The organism is Corynebacterium kalinowskii, assembly GCF_009734385.1.
Lineage (GTDB): Bacteria > Actinomycetota > Actinomycetes > Mycobacteriales > Mycobacteriaceae > Corynebacterium > Corynebacterium kalinowskii.
In genome coordinates, this window is the sequence record NZ_CP046452.1 from 844,626 (window position 1) to 860,750 (window position 16,125).

General features: G+C 58.8%; 13 protein-coding genes and 1 riboswitch. Of the genes, 11 read left to right on the top strand and 2 right to left on the bottom strand.

The genetic code is table 11. The annotated features are described in order from the left end of the window. The first annotated feature begins 18 nt into the window (after nt 1-18). The 11 genes from qcrC (at nt 19) to CKALI_RS04040 (ending at nt 12,695) form a co-directional block, all read left to right on the top strand. On the top strand, nt 19-909 hold the full coding sequence (gene qcrC, locus CKALI_RS03990) for a cytochrome bc1 complex diheme cytochrome c subunit (RefSeq protein WP_197079757.1): 891 nt from the start codon (nt 19-21) through the stop codon (nt 907-909). After that, entirely contained in the window at nt 906-2,120 is a 1,215-nt protein-coding gene (gene qcrA / locus CKALI_RS03995; RefSeq protein ID WP_156192069.1) for a cytochrome bc1 complex Rieske iron-sulfur subunit, read from the top strand. Before qcrC ends, qcrA begins: the two co-directional genes overlap by 4 nt. Next, nucleotides 2,120-3,742 (top strand): cytochrome bc1 complex cytochrome b subunit, encoded by a 1,623-nt coding sequence (gene qcrB, locus CKALI_RS04000; protein WP_156192070.1) that lies wholly within the window; start codon nt 2,120-2,122, stop codon nt 3,740-3,742. The genes qcrA and qcrB overlap by 1 nt, the downstream gene beginning before the upstream one ends. A 769-nt stretch (nt 3,743-4,511) precedes the next feature. Continuing rightward, a riboswitch (cyclic di-AMP (ydaO/yuaA leader) is annotated at nt 4,512-4,682 on the top strand. A gap of 11 nt (nt 4,683-4,693) precedes the next feature. Next, a complete protein-coding gene (locus tag CKALI_RS04005) occupies nt 4,694-5,320 on the top strand; it encodes a C40 family peptidase (RefSeq protein ID WP_156192071.1) in 627 nt (208 codons plus the stop codon). Nucleotides 5,321-5,493: 173 nt separating this feature from the next. Beyond that, the gene (locus tag CKALI_RS04010) at nt 5,494-6,555 is read left to right on the top strand and encodes a C40 family peptidase (RefSeq protein ID WP_156192072.1); all 1,062 of its coding nucleotides are present in this window, start codon (nt 5,494-5,496) and stop codon (nt 6,553-6,555) included. A 15-nt stretch (nt 6,556-6,570) separates the two neighbouring features. Next, a complete protein-coding gene (locus CKALI_RS04015; RefSeq protein ID WP_156192073.1) occupies nt 6,571-7,692 on the top strand; it encodes a glycosyltransferase family 4 protein in 1,122 nt (373 codons plus the stop codon). A 63-nt stretch (nt 7,693-7,755) separates the two neighbouring features. After that, nucleotides 7,756-8,697: an ROK family protein gene (locus tag CKALI_RS04020; RefSeq protein WP_156192074.1), complete on the top strand. Its 942-nt coding sequence runs from the start codon at nt 7,756-7,758 to the stop codon at nt 8,695-8,697. 72 nt (nt 8,698-8,769) lie between these two features. Further along, nucleotides 8,770-9,501, top strand: a complete 732-nt coding sequence (locus CKALI_RS04025) for a lysophospholipid acyltransferase family protein (RefSeq protein ID WP_156193651.1) — start codon at nt 8,770-8,772, stop codon at nt 9,499-9,501. Nucleotides 9,502-9,608: 107 nt separating this feature from the next. Next, on the top strand, nt 9,609-10,772 hold the full coding sequence (locus CKALI_RS04030) for an acyltransferase family protein (RefSeq protein WP_197079758.1): 1,164 nt from the start codon (nt 9,609-9,611) through the stop codon (nt 10,770-10,772). Between the two features lie 12 nt (nt 10,773-10,784). Continuing rightward, on the top strand, nt 10,785-11,291 hold the full coding sequence (locus CKALI_RS04035) for a polyadenylate-specific 3'-exoribonuclease AS (protein WP_156192076.1): 507 nt from the start codon (nt 10,785-10,787) through the stop codon (nt 11,289-11,291). 15 nt (nt 11,292-11,306) lie between these two features. Beyond that, nucleotides 11,307-12,695 carry a class II 3-deoxy-7-phosphoheptulonate synthase gene (locus CKALI_RS04040; protein ID WP_156192077.1) on the top strand — a complete coding sequence of 463 codons (1,389 nt, stop codon included), beginning with the start codon at nt 11,307-11,309 and terminating at the stop codon, nt 12,693-12,695. Between the two features lie 71 nt (nt 12,696-12,766). On the opposite strand, the gene CKALI_RS04045 is transcribed toward CKALI_RS04040, so the two are convergent. Both CKALI_RS04045 and pknB read right to left on the bottom strand, forming a co-directional pair. Beyond that, nucleotides 12,767-13,894 (bottom strand): glycosyltransferase 87 family protein, encoded by a 1,128-nt coding sequence (locus tag CKALI_RS04045; protein ID WP_197079759.1) that lies wholly within the window; start codon nt 13,892-13,894, stop codon nt 12,767-12,769. Beyond that, entirely contained in the window at nt 13,894-16,077 is a 2,184-nt protein-coding gene (gene pknB, locus CKALI_RS04050; protein WP_156192079.1) for a Stk1 family PASTA domain-containing Ser/Thr kinase, read from the bottom strand. Before pknB ends, CKALI_RS04045 begins: the two co-directional genes overlap by 1 nt. Nucleotides 16,078-16,125: the final 48 nt, after the last annotated feature.

The following is a 16,125-nucleotide window of genomic DNA, read 5'->3' on the forward strand; positions in this document are numbered from 1 at the left end:
ATACGAGTTTTAAGGGAAATGATGGATACCAACCCAGAGCAGCAAGGGACCGTGGCTGACGCCCCGTCCACTGCTAAGAAGGTCAAGAGTCGTCGAAAGGTGCGCCGCACTGTTGCGGGCGCCATGGCGCTTACTTTTGGCCTTACCAGCGCAGGCTTCCTCGCCTCCGCATTCACCCCAGACGCACAGGTAGTTACCGCCAACGTAGATGACAAGGCACTCGTGGCAGAGGGCAAGGACCTCTACGACGTTGCTTGTATCACCTGCCACGGCGTTAACCTGCAGGGTGTTGAAGGTCGTGGACCTTCCTTGATCGGTGTCGGCGAAGGTGCCGTCTACTTCCAGGTTCACTCCGGACGCATGCCAATGCTGCGTAACGAAGCTCAGGCTGCCCGTAAGGCACCTCGCTACAACGAGCACCAGACGTTGGCAATCGCTGCCTACGTCAACGCTAATGGTGGTGGCCCAGAGATCGCCCGCGACGAAAATGGCAACATTGCAATGGAATCCTTGCGCGGCAAGAATTTCGACGGTCAGATTGACCCAGCAGACGTAGCCCGCGGCTCCGAGCTGTTCCGTCTGAACTGTGCATCCTGCCACAACTTCACTGGTCGTGGTGGCGCACTGTCTTCCGGTAAGTACGCTCCATACCTGGATCCTGCTAACGAGCAGGAAATCTACCAGGCTATGCTCACCGGACCTCAGAACATGCCTAAGTTCTCTGACCGTCAGCTGACGGAAGATGAGAAGAAAGACATCATCGCCTTCATCAAGAACTCAAAGGAAACCCCTAGCCCAGGTGGCTACGCTCTTGGTGGGCTCGGCCCAGTGGCCGAAGGCATGCTGATGTGGCTTATCGGTATCGCCGCAGTTATCGGCGCTGCTTTGTGGATTGGATCTCGCTCATGAGCAATAACGAAGTAAAGAAGTACAGCGCCAAGGAATTGGCCGGAATGTCCAACGAAGAGCTCGCCCGCATCGGTACCGAGCTGGACGAAGTAACCGTTGCATTCCGCAAGGAGCGTTTCCCAGTAGAGGGCGATCCTGCAGAGAAGCGTGCTGAGCGCACAGTTACTATCTGGTTCGCTCTCGCGGCTGTTTTCGCACTCGCATTCATGGCTACCTACATCTGGTGGCCATGGGAGTACAAGGGTCATGGCCAGGAAGGTCTGGGCATTTACTCCCTGTACACTCCAATGCTTGGCTTGACCATGGGCCTGAGCATCCTGAGCCTGGGCTTCGGCTTGACTCTGTTCCAGAAGAAGTTTGTTCCCGAGGAAATCTCGGTTCAGCGTCGCCACGACGGCCCTTCTGATGAAGTTGACCGTCAGACTCTGGTTGCACTGCTGAACGACTCTTGGGAGACCTCGACTCTGGGGCGTCGCAAGATGCTGAAGGGCATTGCAGGTACATCGGCAGCTCTTGCCGGCCTGGCGATCATCTTCCCACTCGGTGGCATGATCAAGAACCCATGGAAGAAGAAGGAAGGCCCGCTGGACTACTTCGGCGACGGCACTCTGTGGACTTCCGGCTGGACCAAGGCTAACGAAGGTACCAAGATCTACCTCGGTCGCGACACCTCCGCCATTGCCGAAAAGCACGGCGAGCACTTCAGCACCGTAGGCGTCACCCGCCTGGTGCGCATGCGTCCTGAGGATCTCTCCGCAGCCGCTATGGAAACCGTCTTCCCACTGTACGAAGAAGATGTCAACGATGGTGACCAGTACGACGAGAAGCGCGACGTGTACGAGATGCACATGCACTCCATTCACGGTCCACGCAACGCCGTTATGCTGATCCGTCTTCGCAGCGCAGATGCCGATAAGGTCATCGAGCGCGAAGGCCAGGAGGACTTCCACTACGGCGACTACTACGCGTACTCCAAGATCTGTACGCACATTGGTTGCCCAACCTCCCTCTACGAAGCACAGACCAACCGTATTCTTTGCCCTTGCCACCAGTCGCAGTTCGACGCTCTGCGCTACGGCAAGCCACTGTTCGGTCCGGCCGCACGTGCACTGCCACAGCTGCCGATCACCGTGGACGAAGAGGGCTACCTCGTCGCTGCAGGCAACTTCATCGAGCCTGTCGGCCCTGCATTCTGGGAGCGTAAGTCATAATGAGCAACAAACTCGCTGAAATCGGCAACAATATCGACTCCCGGTACACCATCTCCGGCATGGTTCGTACCCAGATCAACAAGGTCTTCCCAACGCACTGGTCCTTCATGCTTGGTGAAGTCGCACTGTACAGCTTCATTATTCTGCTGCTGTCCGGTATCTACCTGACCCTCTTCTTTGATCCATCGATCACCAAGGTCATCTACGACGGTGCCTACGCTCCGCTCAATGGTGTCGAGATGTCTCGCGCTTACGCGACTGCTCTGAACATCTCCTTTGAGGTTCGTGGCGGCCTGTTCATCCGTCAGCTGCACCACTGGGCTGCACTGATGTTCGCAGTGTCCATCATGGTTCACATGATGCGTATCTTCTTCACGGGTGCTTTCCGACGCCCACGTGAGGCTAACTGGATCATTGGTTGTATCCTGCTGATCCTGTCCGTGGCTGAAGGCTTCATGGGTTACTCCCTGCCTGACGACCTGCTCTCCGGTGTCGGCCTGCGAATCATGTCCGCCATTGTCGTGTCCCTGCCAATCATTGGTACGTGGATGCACTGGGCAATCTTCGGTGGCGACTTCCCATCGGACATCATGCTGGACCGTTTCTACATCCTGCACGTTCTTCTGATCCCAGGCATCATCCTGGCTCTGATCGCCGCTCACCTGGCTATCGTGTGGTACCAGAAGCACACCCAGTTCCCTGGACCTGGTCGTGCGGAGAACAACGTTGTCGGTGTCCGTATTCTCCCAGTCTTCGCTGTGAAGTCTGTAGCGTACGGTCTGTTCACCTTCGGTGTCCTGGCTCTGATGGCTGGTGTCACTACCATCAACGCCATCTGGAACATCGGTCCTTACAACCCATCTCAGGTTTCCGCTGGTTCCCAGCCGGATATCTACATGCTGTGGACTGATGGTGCTGCTCGTGTCATGCCGGCATGGGAGCTCTACCTGGGCAACTACACCATTCCTGCAGTGTTCTGGGTAGCCATCATGCTGGGTATTCTGGTTGTCCTGTTGTTCGCTTACCCATGGATCGAGAAGAAGATCACCGGCGACGACGCTCACCACAACCTGCTGCAGCGTCCGCGTGACGTCCCAGTGCGTACCGCACTCGGCGCCATGGCTCTGATGTTCTACTTCCTGCTCACGTTGTCTGGCGGTAACGACCTGTTCGCTTACCACTTCCAGATTTCCCTGAACGCGATGACGTGGGTTGGTCGTATCGGCCTGATCATCCTGCCTCCGATCACTTACTTCATCACCTACCGCATTTGCCTGGGTCTGCAGCGCTCCGACCGCGAGGTTCTGGAGCACGGCATCGAGACCGGTGTGATCCACCAGCTGTCTAATGGTTCCTTCATCGAGGTTCACCAGCCTCTGGGCCCAGTTGACGAGCATGGTCACCCAGTTCCACTGCCTTACGCCGGCGCAAAGGTGCCGAAGCAGATGAACGAACTCGGTTTCGCAGACTCCATGAGCCACGGCTCTGCCTTCAAGTCTGACTCCGAGGAGATCGTGGCTAAGAAGAACGCTCTGGCTCACGAGAACCACGAGGAAGAAGTTCGCATGTTCGAGGATCTGCAGGACACCATCCGCGCAGAAGACAAGGACAAGGGCTTCTAAGCTCTCCTAACTGCAGCTCGCTAGTTAGCAAGGAGGGGCTCGCACCGGAAACGGTGCGAGCCCCTCCTTCGTCGTTCCAAGTGCGGTTTCTGTTGGCATCAGAGAGATGTGGGAGTGCGGCAGCAGTTGCTGGTATGAGGCTCCCTGGAGGGGCCTAGAAAGGAGAGTTTGCGGGGCACTGGCAAATTGAGCTACTGTGCGGCTCTTCCTTTATATAGGAGGGAATTTGGCCTCTAACGGTGTCATTGCGGGAATCTTCCTGCAATGACACCGTCGTCATCCGTTTAGCAGAGGTCCCAGTTTCTCCAACAGGGATTGATTGCAACAATGGACGCATTTCTAACTGATTGGTTGCTCGAAGAATTCAATATAGGCGGTCGCGTTGCGGGTTGAATGAGACCAATTGGTTGCAGTAGTTGTTGTTGCCACTGTGATTGCTGTGGCCATTTGGCGTTCACAGAAACCTGGTGTGAGCAAGGGCACACTCTTTTTAATTTGACGTTGTCTGGCCATTGTTTGGGTCTGGCTATATCTCGCCTGGAGTGGGGGATGCTCGATCAAAAAGCCTGGTAACCACCGCAATATGTTGACGGGTGTGCAAACGGTGCCGTTAAGTTGCTTGGGTGCCCAGTCCGTATTGGCAATTCATAACAGCCTGGTAACAGCCTGTGAAGCGGGCGAGTCGTTGGACATAGCCCGTTGTGGTTTCGTAATCTTGTCGAGACATTACGGGACGCACCAATCTGATTGGTTGTTACCTGGAATACAAACCGAAATAACGCCTAATCGAAGACAGTCCACATATCAAGGGCCAATTCGAGTCGGGGACCCACCTTAGTCTGGGGTGAACCCGCCGCAAGAGATCGCAAGATCGGAGTGGTGGGAGGGAGCTTCCGTTTCCTAATCCGTCAGCTAACCCGGCCGGCACAAGGGAAGATTTGGAGACTATTCATGGGTAACCACGCCCGCTTTAACGCACGTTTCGCTACCAAGGCCACCGCATCTGCAGTAGCTGTCGGCGCAGCCGTCACCATGGCTCAGCCAGCACAGGCTGTGCCTGTCATTGTTCAAAACACCGGCATTACCGTCGAGGTTCCCGGCCTGGAGAACGTACCGAACATCGCTAACGTCCCTGGCGTCTCCCAGTGGGTGCCTTCCATGGCTGGCCAGGCTGAAGTTGTGAGCTACGCTGCTGTGAACGAAGCCGCTGCTCCTGCAGCTGCACCACAGGTATCGAACGGCCAGGCTGTCGTTGATGCAGCTCGCACCAAGATCGGCTCTCCTTACGTCTACGGTGCCGCAGGCCCAAGCGCTTTTGACTGCTCTGGTCTGACTTCCTGGGCATACAGCCAGGTTGGCAAGGCTATCCCGCGTACCTCTTATGCGCAGGCTGCCCAGGGAACCCCAGTTTCCCGCGATCAGCTGCAGCCAGGCGATATCATCGCTTTCTACAGCGGTGCATCCCACGTTGGTATCTACACCGGCAACGGCACTGTGATTCACGCTCTGACTGAGGGAACCCCACTGTCTGAGTCTCCGATCGACTACATGCCGTACCACTCCGCAGTGCGTTTCTAACGCAGTTGCGCCAAAATCCGACCTGAATGAGCAATGCCAGGTCGGATTTTTGTTTCTTCGTGCGCCGTTTCATGGTGAGCATATTCTTAGCGTATGCTTAGGAAAGTAACGCGCCGTCCACCGATTTCCGGCGCAAATTGAGAATTGAAAAGGCTACGTGACCAGTGAATTCTATGGCACTCAATAAAGCTGCCTGCGCGGCCATCCTCGCTGCAGCTGCAGTGGTTTCCGTTGGTGTAGTTCCCAGCGCTGTTGCTGATCCCGTTGTAACGAGCGAGCGGGTGGCACCAGAGACTCCTCGAGACATGGACAGTCTCATGAAGGAGCTGTCCGAATCCTCGGATAAGGTCTCTGCGCAGAATGAGGAATTCAAACAGCTGCAGGTTGAGATTGAAGGCAAAGAAAAGGACCTGGCATCCGTAAAGGAGCAGGCTCGCGCAGCGGAAGAAGCGGGAAATGCGGCGCGGGAGCAGGAGCGCGAGGCCAAGAAGGTCGTCGATAAGCTTGCTGCGTCGAAGTACCGCGGTTCGGTGGTCGATCCGCTGACTACGGTGATCAATGCGAACGGCCCGCAGAACGCCATCGACCGTTCTGCCTACATGTCTGCGTATGTACGCAAGGCTCAGGAGGCGCTCGATACCCAGCGTGAGAAGTCTGCGGAAGCTGGTCGACTCTTGGATGAGGCTGCGCGTCTCGAAGCCGAGTCTCAGTTCCAGTTCAACGAGCTGGAGGCGAAGCGGACGCAGCTGGAGAAGCGCGACGAAGAGTTGAAAAAGCGCATCGAGGAGATCAAGAAGTCGATCGATAGCCTCAGCCCAGATGATCGTAGCGCATGGGAAAATAAGAACGGGCCAGTGAGCCACGACCTTGCCGGCATTACCTCCACCAATGCTGAGGGCATGAAGGCGCTCGAAGCTGCGATGACCAAGATCGGTGCGCCGTACGGTTGGGGCGCTGCAGGGCCGAACCAGTTTGACTGCTCCGGGTTGGTTGTGTGGTCCTACGCGCAGCAGGGCAAGTCGCTGCCGCGTACCTCGCAAGCGCAAATGGCAGGTGGCATGCCGGTGAGCCGAGGGGACCTGCAGCCGGGCGATGTGGTTGGTTTTTACCCAGGTGCCACGCACGTGGGAATCTACGCCGGTGACGGCAAGATCGTGCACGCGTCTGACTACGGCATTCCGCTCCAGGTAGTCAACATGGATTCGATGCCGTTCTATGGAGCGCGCCGCTACTAGTTAGACTGGGCAGCGATGCCGAAAGTTCTTGTTGTCACGAATGATTTCCCGCCCACTGTCGGCGGGATTCAGTCGTATGTTCGTGATTTCCTCGCTCAGCTGCCGCCTGAAGATGTCGTCGTCTTCGCCTCGACCCAAGACGCGCCAGCTGCGCAGCACTGGGATGAGCAAGCTCCTTATCGAGTCGTGCGCTGGCCGCATTCGGTCATGTTGCCGACTCCCGGCGTCGCCCGCACGATGCAGCGCCTGATCGCCGAGCATGATATTCACACCGTGTGGTTTGGTGCGGCCGCGCCGCTCGCACTGTTAGCACCGCAGGCCCGTGCTGCGGGTGCGCGTCGAGTTGTGGCCTCCACCCATGGTCATGAGGTCGGTTGGTCAATGATCCCGGGAGGCCGCATAGCGCTGCGTCGCATCGGCTCGCACTGCGATGTTGTCACCTACATCTCGAACTACACCCTCAGCCGCCTCCGCAAGCCCTTTGGTGCCGACACCACGTGGGCTCGGCTGCCCTCCGGCGTGGATGCCCGCGCTTATCGACGCCCCCAGCCCGCCGACCTCGCCCGCACCCGCGCACACTTCGACCTGGGACCGGGCTTAATCGTGACGTGTGTGTCTCGACTGGTGCCACGCAAGGGACAGGACACGTTGATCCGGGTGTGGCCGTCGGTGGCGCAGAAGTACCCGGATGCGCGGCTGGTGATCGTGGGGGAAGGTTCATACGGAAAAACACTGCGTAGGAGCGCGGAGGGCGTTCCTGGTGTGGTGTTCACTGGGCGGGTGTCGGATGAGGATCGTCAAGCGTTGCTCGAGACCAGCGATGTCTTTGCTATGCCGGTGCGTACCCGCGGTGGCGGGTTGGACGTGGAAGGGCTGGGGATCGTATTCCTGGAGGCTCAAGCCGCAGGCGTGCCGGTGATTGCGGGCGATTCGGGTGGGGCTCCGGAAACGGTCACGGCGGAGACTGGTGTTGTCGTCGACGGCCACAATGATGATGCATTAATCGCGGCCTTGCTCAAGCTGTTGGCAGACCCAGAGTTGCGGGCGGCAATGGGGGAGGCTGGAAAGCGCCATGTCGTGAGCGAATGGACATGGGAGCAACTCGGCGCGGAATTTCGGCGGGTGCTTTTTGGTTAGGCTGGTAGGGATATACTTTCCCCAGCTTGATTCCTGTCCCATGTTCTAGAAAGCGAAGCGCTGATGTCGGAAACCACCGCCCCTGTGACAATTGGTTTTGATATCGGCGGTACCAATCTTCGGGCCGCGGCGGTAACGGAGTCGGGACAGATCGTCGGTCGCTTGCAGGTGCAATCGCAGGGAACAGCTGACAGCATGGAAGATGCTGTGGTGTCGATGACCGATCAGCTCATGGAGCAGCATGACGTGCGCGGCATGGGAATTGCCGTCGCCGGGTTTCTCGATGAACACCGGGAAAAAGTGCGCTTCGCGCCCCACCTGCCGTGGCGTGACGCACCACTGCGCAGCCGACTGGCCGCGCGATTGCCAATACCGGTGTCCCTGGAGCACGACGCAAACTCGGCGGCCATCGGTGAGGCCGCCTTCGGAGCGGGGCGTGAGAAGCGCACCTGGGTGCTGATGTCCATCGGCACTGGAATTGGGGCAGCGCTCATGCACGAAGGGGAGATCTACCGCGGTGCATTCGGTACTGCGCCGGAGCTCGGCCACCTTCCTGTCGTTCCGGGCGGTCGCCCATGCCCGTGCGGCAAGAGAGGCTGCCTCGAGCGCTACTGCTCCGGGACGGCACTGGCGGCGACCGCTCAAGAGATCGCTGTGGCCGAGGGGGCGCCCGAGCAACTGTGGACCGGCGAAAGCGTCATTGAGGCAGCACGGGCCGGCAATTGTATCGGCGAGCGGGCGATTGCTGAGTTTGCCGAGTGGTTTGCCGTGGGGCTGTCCATGGTAGTGGATATGTTTGACCCCGAGCTAGTGGTGATCGGGGGAGGAGTGGCTAAAAATCATGACCTTTTCTTGGTCGATGGCGTCGATAAGGCGCGCTCCTTGGTCGTGGGGGCCGGGCATCGGCCATTCCCCACGGTGCTTCCCGCGCAGCTGGGTGCGGATGCTGGCATGATCGGTGCAGCCGAGGTTGCGTGGCGGCAATTGCGCGAGACACAGCAGTGATTGCCCGCCCGGGCCACGGGCACAAGGTAAAGTTAGACGAGTTCGCATGGCAAACAACGAGGCGGGATGACGATGCAAAACAAGTGGTACTGGGCGTTGAAGAATGTCTTCATTGGCCCCCTGATACGCGTATACAACCGGCCGACAATTGAAGGTCTCGAGCGTATTCCGGCAGAAGGTCCGGTCATTCTCGCCTCTAATCACCAGGCAGTAATGGACTCGTTCTATTTGCCACTGTTGTGCCCGCGTCAGATCCAGTTTCCTGCGAAACAGGAGTACTTCACTGGTGAAGGCGTGGTAGGAAAGTTCCAGAAGTGGTTCTTCACCAGCGCCGGGCAGATTCCCATCGATCGCAGTTCTGGCGATGCCGCGCAGTCGGCGCTAAACGCTGGTCGGGCAGTGGTGGAAAAGGGAAACGTCCTCGGCTTTTACCCAGAGGGCACGCGCTCGCCAGATGGACGTATTTACCGCGGAAAAACCGGCATGGCTCGCATTGCCATGGCAACCGGCACCACGGTCATCCCTGTGGCAATGATCGGCACCCGTGAGGCGAACCCGATCGGCTCGTGGATTCCTCGCCCGGTAAAGGTGCGGATCAAGATCGGCGAGCCTATCGATCCACTCGAGTTTGCTCGCGAGCGCAGTATGGATCCGCATGAATACGTCACACAGCGTGCCTTCACCGATCACATCATGGCTCTACTGTCTGAAATGACTGGTCAGCCGTATGTCGACATGTATGGCAAGGACGTAAAGGCATCCCTGGAAGCAGGCCATGGCTACCCACCGGGGGCACGTCCTTAAAGTTTTTAGTTTGAATAAATCAATATTGATTCGATAGTCTGAATGCTGATGTCGCCCGATTCGTGCAGAACTTCGGGCGGCTGCAGCATTTAAGGAGACTATTGGCCGTGCAACAGACCCAAACGAGAACGAAGCAGTACCTCGAGTGGCCTGATGCAGCCCGGGGACTATCGATACTTGGTGTCCTGTTCTTGCACGCCACTCTTGCAGTCCCCAATGGCGAGTTCAGCGTTCCCGCCAAAATCAATGCATTTCTCGATCCGATGCGAATGCCGCTGTTCTTCGTCGTGAGCGGATTCCTTGCAGCTAAAGTGCTGCATTTTTCGATGGGTGAAGTTGTCTGGAAACGACTGTGGTTCATCGCCGTGCCTTATCTGGTGTGGGCACCTATCGAGCTGTGGCTCAAGTATGTTGAGTGGCACACTTTCCTCGGCGATCAAGCGCCCACCTGGGACATGGTGTTTACCGCAACCAAGGAGGGCGCCTCGCTACTGTGGTTCCTCTATTGTCTCGTGGCAGTGACCGCTTTTGCCTGGGCAACGCGGGCACTGAGTACCCCGCTGGCGCTCGCAGCGAGCTTCGCGCCGCTCGTCTTCCTGCTCTATCCTGAGCGGCCGGTGATCATCGGCCACGTCATGTTGTACCTGCCCATCTTCATGATTGGCGTCAGGTTGAAAGACCTCATCGCATGGTTTGCGCAGCATGCACTGCACCCGCTCGGACTTGCCATCACCGCGGTGGCTTACTGGGTGCAGCAGACTATTAATCACGCCTGGCAGACCAGTTGGGGTGTCGATTTCCAAGGTATCGGTATCGCAGGCCTTGCCACACTGGGCTTTGATGACACCGAACTTCTCGTCCGGGTGGTCGTGCGCATCCTCACCTTGCCGGCAGCACTGACCTTGGCTGTAGCGCTGACGAAAGTCCCGTTGGTCTTCCCGATGCTCCGCTTCTTCGGCCGCAACACCCTCGTGCTCTACATCGGACACGGCTTTGGCCTGACCTTGCTGTTCAACTACCAGGTCCTCTTCAGTGGCCTGACCTTCGAAATTGGGGCGGCTAACCCACTGCACAACGCCACCGTGTGGGTGTGGGCGTGCGTGGCGTTCAGCCTGCTCGGCGGCATGGTGTTCCACGGCATTTCGCGCATTCCGGTGGTGGGCTGGAGCGTGAAACCGCCCGCGGTCTACCACCGCCTTTTCCCGGGATCGGGGCAACTGCTTCGCGACGGCCACACCCGACTACTGTTGAAGTATCCCACCAGCAAATAAGAAAGTCGGCCCGTGCGCTACTTCTATGACACAGAATTCATCGAAGACGGAAAAACCATCGAGCTAGTTTCCATCGGAATCGTCGCCGAGGATGGCCGCGAGTACTACGCGGTGTCCTCTCAATTCGATGCCAGCCGGGCCAATTCCTGGGTGCGAGCCAACGTCCTGTCGCAGCTGCCGAACCCGAGTGACCCAGTGTGGAAGTCCCTGGACACCATCCGGCGTGAGGTATATCAGTTCTTGACGTCGGCAAGCACTGCGCCGCAACTGTGGGCATGGGTGGGCGCCTATGACCACGTCGTGCTCGCCCAAATGTGGGGCAACATGACGGGGCTTCCTAAGGAGCTGCCACGCTTCACCCACGAGATGAAGCAATATTGGGAGCTGGCGGGCAAACCGAAGTTGCCACCGACACCGTCTGGGAATCATGACGCGCTTGTCGACGCCCGGCACAACGCAGCCAAGTTCGCTGCCTGCATGGCTGCTTTACCCCTGACTGCCAACAACGCTGCACAATAGGGTAGTTTTTGTGGTGTGAGTTGGACAGTTGATATTCCCGTACATGAATTGCCAAGCCTGCCTCCGCTGCCACCAGGACTGGAGGAGCGCTGGCGTGACGTAATTTCCCGGGATGCCAAGCAGCAGCCAACCTGGGACGAAAAGCACTCCGCTGCCGTGCGTCGCATTTTGGAGACGGTGCCACCGATCGTGGTCCCGCAAGAAATTCGCGTGCTCAAGCAGCAGCTGGCGGACGTGGCGCTCGGCAAGGCGTTCCTGCTGCAAGGCGGCGACTGCGCCGAGACCTTCGAGAGCAACACAGAGCAGCACATCAAAGCGAATATCAAGACGCTGCTGCAGATGGCTGTGGTCCTCACCTATGGTGCGTCCACACCGGTGGTGAAGATGGCTCGTATCGCCGGTCAGTACGCCAAGCCACGTTCGTCCGACCTTGATGCCAACGGCTTGCCGAACTACCGTGGCGACATCGTCAACGGTGTCGAGGCCACGCCGGAGGCGCGTCGGCATGACCCAGCCCGCATGATTCGCGCCTACGCGAACGCCTCGGCAGCGATGAACCTCGTTCGAGCCCTGACTAGCTCCGGCACCGCTGACCTGCGCAGTCTGCATGAGTGGAACCGCGAATTCGTGCAGAACTCGCCAGCCGGTGCTCGCTACGAAGCACTCGCACGCGAAATCGAAGCTGGACTGCGCTTCATGGACGCTTGTGGCGTTGACGATCCAGGCCTGCGTGCCGCTGATATTTTCGCCTCCCACGAGGCGCTGTTGGTGGACTACGAGCGGGCCATGCTTCGACTGGACGAGAGCCAGGAGGAGATCTGGGATGTGTCGGCGCACCAGCTCTGGATCGGTGAGCGCACCCGCGGCATCGAAGACTTCCACGTGAATTTTGCTGCGATGATCGCTAATCCAGTGGGCATCAAGATCGGTCCAACGATTACTCCAGAAGAAGCCGTTGCTTACGTGGAAAAGCTGGATCCGAACAACGAGCCGGGGCGCGTGACGATGGTGGCGCGCATGGGACATGACAAGGTCCGCACCGTGCTTCCAGGGATCATCCAGGCTGTCGAGGAAACCGGCCACAAGGTCATCTGGCAGTCGGATCCGATGCACGGCAACACTTACACGTCGTCCAACGGCTACAAGACCCGTCACTTTGACAAGGTGATTGATGAAGTTCAGGGCTTCTTCGAGGTTCACCGCGCGCTGGGTACCCACCCGGGCGGTATCCACATCGAGCTCACTGGCGAAAATGTCACTGAATGTCTCGGCGGCGCCGAGGACATCACCGACGTGGACCTGCCAGGTCGCTACGAATCGGCCTGCGACCCACGTCTGAACACGCAGCAGTCGTTGGAACTGTCCTTCCTCGTGGCTGAGATGCTGCGAAACCAGCGCAGCTAGCACGAACCACGACAATGCCCGGCACCAGTTAAGGTGCCGGGCATTGTCAGTTCGTTAGAGTCGCGTCACACTCATGCCGAGGCAGGCGTGGTCTCCTTCGCTGTGCTCTCAGCGCGAGCGAAATAGATGAACACTGCCAGCAAGACGAGCGAGTACTGGGCAACACCTACCGCTGCGATCCACGATCCCGCGCTCGTGACCAGGAGCCCCAGGGTGGTGGCCAAGACGATCCACCACCCAAAAGCGCGTGGCATGCCGGCGCGAATGCCAACGATCAGCAGAACCGGTAGCCAGGTGAAGTGGTGCGTCCAGCTGATCGGGCTGACCAGCAGGCCGATCGCAGCGACAACGCACAGCGCCAGGAGGTCGTCGCCTTGCTTAGCTACTCGGTAAGCCACCCATGCGCCGAAGAGCAGCGCCAAGACGATAGCGGGCTTGGCCATTGATTCCATTCCCAGGCGTGCGAGCACACCGGTCAGGGAAGCGTTGTGGATGTAATCGATGCCACCCACTCGGCTGGAATCGAGTAGGGCGGAAGTGAAGTAGGTCCAGGTGTCGTGGGGCTTGATGGCAGCAGCGAGCAGCGTTACAGCTGCGCCGCCGCCGAGGACTCCCAAGAAACCTCGGGTGTCGCGACGCACTAGGAACCACAGGAGGAAGATCGCCGGGGTCACCTTGATCGCGGCGGCGATGCCGATCAACGCACCGCGTGGGAGCCAAGACGGCCGCTTATCGACGGCATCGGCCAGGATCAACGTCATCAGAAACAGATTGACCTGTCCAAAGCTGAACGAGGCGAATCCTGGCTGGGTGCACATCAGGAGGACAAGCATCAGCAGGGGGTTCACCTTCAACCAGCGCGCGATCAACACGGCGCAGCCGATACCAGCGAGGTAATAGCCGATAACGATGAGCGGGAAGGGCAGCCACGAGAAGGTGGCGAACACCAAAGCCGCGAACGGTGGGTAGGTGAAGGGGAGGGTGATGCCACCGGCCGGAACGCCGTTGGCATACAGGTCGGTGCCGTGGAGGGCGAGCAGACCGCCCTGGACATAAACCTCTAAATCGATGGGGGTTTTGTAATCGATGGGGTAGCCGCGGAATCTGGTGATCGCGAGGCTGACGAATACTGCGAGGAGACCGAGCACCGCAAGCGGTACGGGCCAAGGGGCGTCGAATCTGCGTGGAATGTTTTTCACTAGATCGCCGTCAGCTCGATCGTGTCGCCTGGGGCCACTTTTGCTCCGGCCCGCGGGGATTGAATAAGTACATGGTCGCCAGCTCGGCGCACCGCTACATTGAGGCCTTGATCTTGCAGTTTCTGCGTCGCCTCTTCAACACTCAGTCCTGTCACGGAAGTTACCTTAACCCGACCCGCTATCTTAAGTGTTATTTGTGCTGCTTCGGGGTTAACCAAGTCGCCCTCTTTCTTACTCATACCAACAACCTCGTGCGGCACTTCGCGGGCGTCGTTAGTTTCTTCGGTCACCACGACGAATCCCAGTCCTGTCAGCTCCGTAGTGGCTTCCTCCAGGCTCAGTCCCTCCACGTCGGGCACTTCCAAGGCATTGGATACCTTTAGCTCTACTTCGGAGCCACGGGACAGCTTGGAGCCTGCTCCTGGTGTGGTGGAGATGACAGCACCCTTGGGATGCTGGGAAGAAAAAGCTTCGGTGACCGAGCGAACGCTCAGGCCTGCTGCGCTAAGGAGCGAAGTTGCGGTTGCCTGATCTTTGCCAGTGACGTCCGGGACCTCGACCGGGGCCGGGCCCTTGCTGATCTGCGCCGTTACCGTGGACCCCGTATGAACCGTCACTCCAGCAGCCGGTGACACCGCAGCGATGCCGCCGACGGGAATGGTGTCAGAATAGGCATCTTCTCCGAAAGCAAGGCTGAGGGTTCGCTCTTCTAGCGAGTGCCGAAACGCGGCAATATCACCGTTCAGGGGAACCGCAGGAACAGTCGGCTGGCCCTTGGAGACGAGTACCGCGACTTCGTCAGAGCGCGGTACTCGTTGACCAAAAGGGGGTTCAGTACCCACCGCCTGTCCCACCGGCACATCGTCCGAATAGATTTCACTCACCACGGGCGCGAACCCAGCTTCAACAACTTTGGCTACCGCGGTGTCCTTATCCAGGCCCAGAATCTGTGGGATTTCACCATAGCGTCCGGATCCGAACCACCAACCGCCCACGGCGACTGCAGCGATGAGCATGACGACGACCATCAGCCACGCCAACAGCTTGATCGGTGAGCGATTGCTCACCGGTTTTGGTTCTTCGAAGGCAACCTCCACCTCTTGCGGTGGCCTAACCTCGGGAAGGTACTGCTCCGTCCGAGGGACGATTGGTGCCGCAGGTGCCTCGGGCGTGGGTGGGAGCACCGGGAATGCTGCCGTTTCCGGAGCTGATGCCACCGGTGGCGCAGGAGGCTCATAGGGAGGCAGGATACTGGTCGATTGTGGCACTGCCGGTGCCGGACGCGGAGTAACCACCTCAGTGGCACGAGCGACCGCGGTATTGCGAGGTACCGGGACTTTGAAGGATGGCAGTGCCAATTCGGTGGCGACGTCCTCAAGGGCAGCAAGGAACTGCGCTGCCGTAGGAAAGCGTTCGTCTGGGTCGCGATGAGTGGCAGCGGCAACCAGCTCGTCGAAAAGCGCTGGCACGCCCTCGATGCGGGAGCTGGGGGCCGGAACATCGTTGGTGAGTCGCTGCATGGCATGGGCGAGTTGAGTGTCGCCGGTGAAAGGGGTGGTGCCGGTGAGGAGCTCGAAAAGGAGGATACCGGCCGAGTACACGTCAGACTCGGGGCCGATGGTCTCACCGCCGACCTGTTCTGGAGAGAGGTAGGAGACGGTGCCGACGATCTGATCTGAGGTGCGATCAGACTGCGCGACAGCGCGCACTAGCCCAAAGTCAGTGAGCTTCACGCGGTGATCTTGGCTGATCAGGACGTTATCCGGCTTGATATCGCGGTGGACGAGACCTTGCTGATGAGCCACCGATAGTCCAGTGAGCAGGCCTCGCATGACCTGGGTCGCTGCGTGGGGTGGCATCGGGCCTCGCTCGGCGAGAAGTTCGCGGAGGGTACCACCAGAAATAAGTTCCATCACCAGGTAAACATGGGCACCAGTGGAGTTGAAGTCGTACACGTCCACGATGTTGGGATGGCTGAGCAGCGCCATGGACTTGGCTTCGCGGACGAAGCGGCTGCGGAAGATGGCGTCGTCAAGGTAGCGGTCGTCCATGACTTTTACCGCAACGGCGCGCCCCAGCCGAAGGTCTTCGCCACGGAAAACCGTGGACATGCCTCCCTTGGCGATCTGCGCGTCCAAGCGATAGCGATCGTCAACGATGTCGCCTACCTGTACAGAGCTCATGCAGACCAGTATGGCGCACCAAAACCTGAGTTTGCATAGCGACCCGGG

Excerpts from the sequence above, each read along its gene's own strand:
- qcrC (WP_197079757.1), top strand. The coding sequence starts at position 19 with ATGATGGATACCAACCCAGAGCAGCAAGGGACCGTGGCTGACGCCCCG.
- qcrA (WP_156192069.1), top strand. The coding sequence starts at position 906 with ATGAGCAATAACGAAGTAAAGAAGTACAGCGCCAAGGAATTGGCCGGA.
- qcrB (WP_156192070.1), top strand. The coding sequence starts at position 2,120 with ATGAGCAACAAACTCGCTGAAATCGGCAACAATATCGACTCCCGGTAC.
- CKALI_RS04005 (WP_156192071.1), top strand. The coding sequence starts at position 4,694 with ATGGGTAACCACGCCCGCTTTAACGCACGTTTCGCTACCAAGGCCACC.
- CKALI_RS04010 (WP_156192072.1), top strand. The coding sequence starts at position 5,494 with ATGGCACTCAATAAAGCTGCCTGCGCGGCCATCCTCGCTGCAGCTGCA.
- CKALI_RS04015 (WP_156192073.1), top strand. The coding sequence starts at position 6,571 with ATGCCGAAAGTTCTTGTTGTCACGAATGATTTCCCGCCCACTGTCGGC.
- CKALI_RS04020 (WP_156192074.1), top strand. The coding sequence starts at position 7,756 with ATGTCGGAAACCACCGCCCCTGTGACAATTGGTTTTGATATCGGCGGT.
- CKALI_RS04025 (WP_156193651.1), top strand. The coding sequence starts at position 8,770 with ATGCAAAACAAGTGGTACTGGGCGTTGAAGAATGTCTTCATTGGCCCC.
- pknB (WP_156192079.1), bottom strand. The coding sequence starts at position 16,077 with ATGAGCTCTGTACAGGTAGGCGACATCGTTGACGATCGCTATCGCTTG.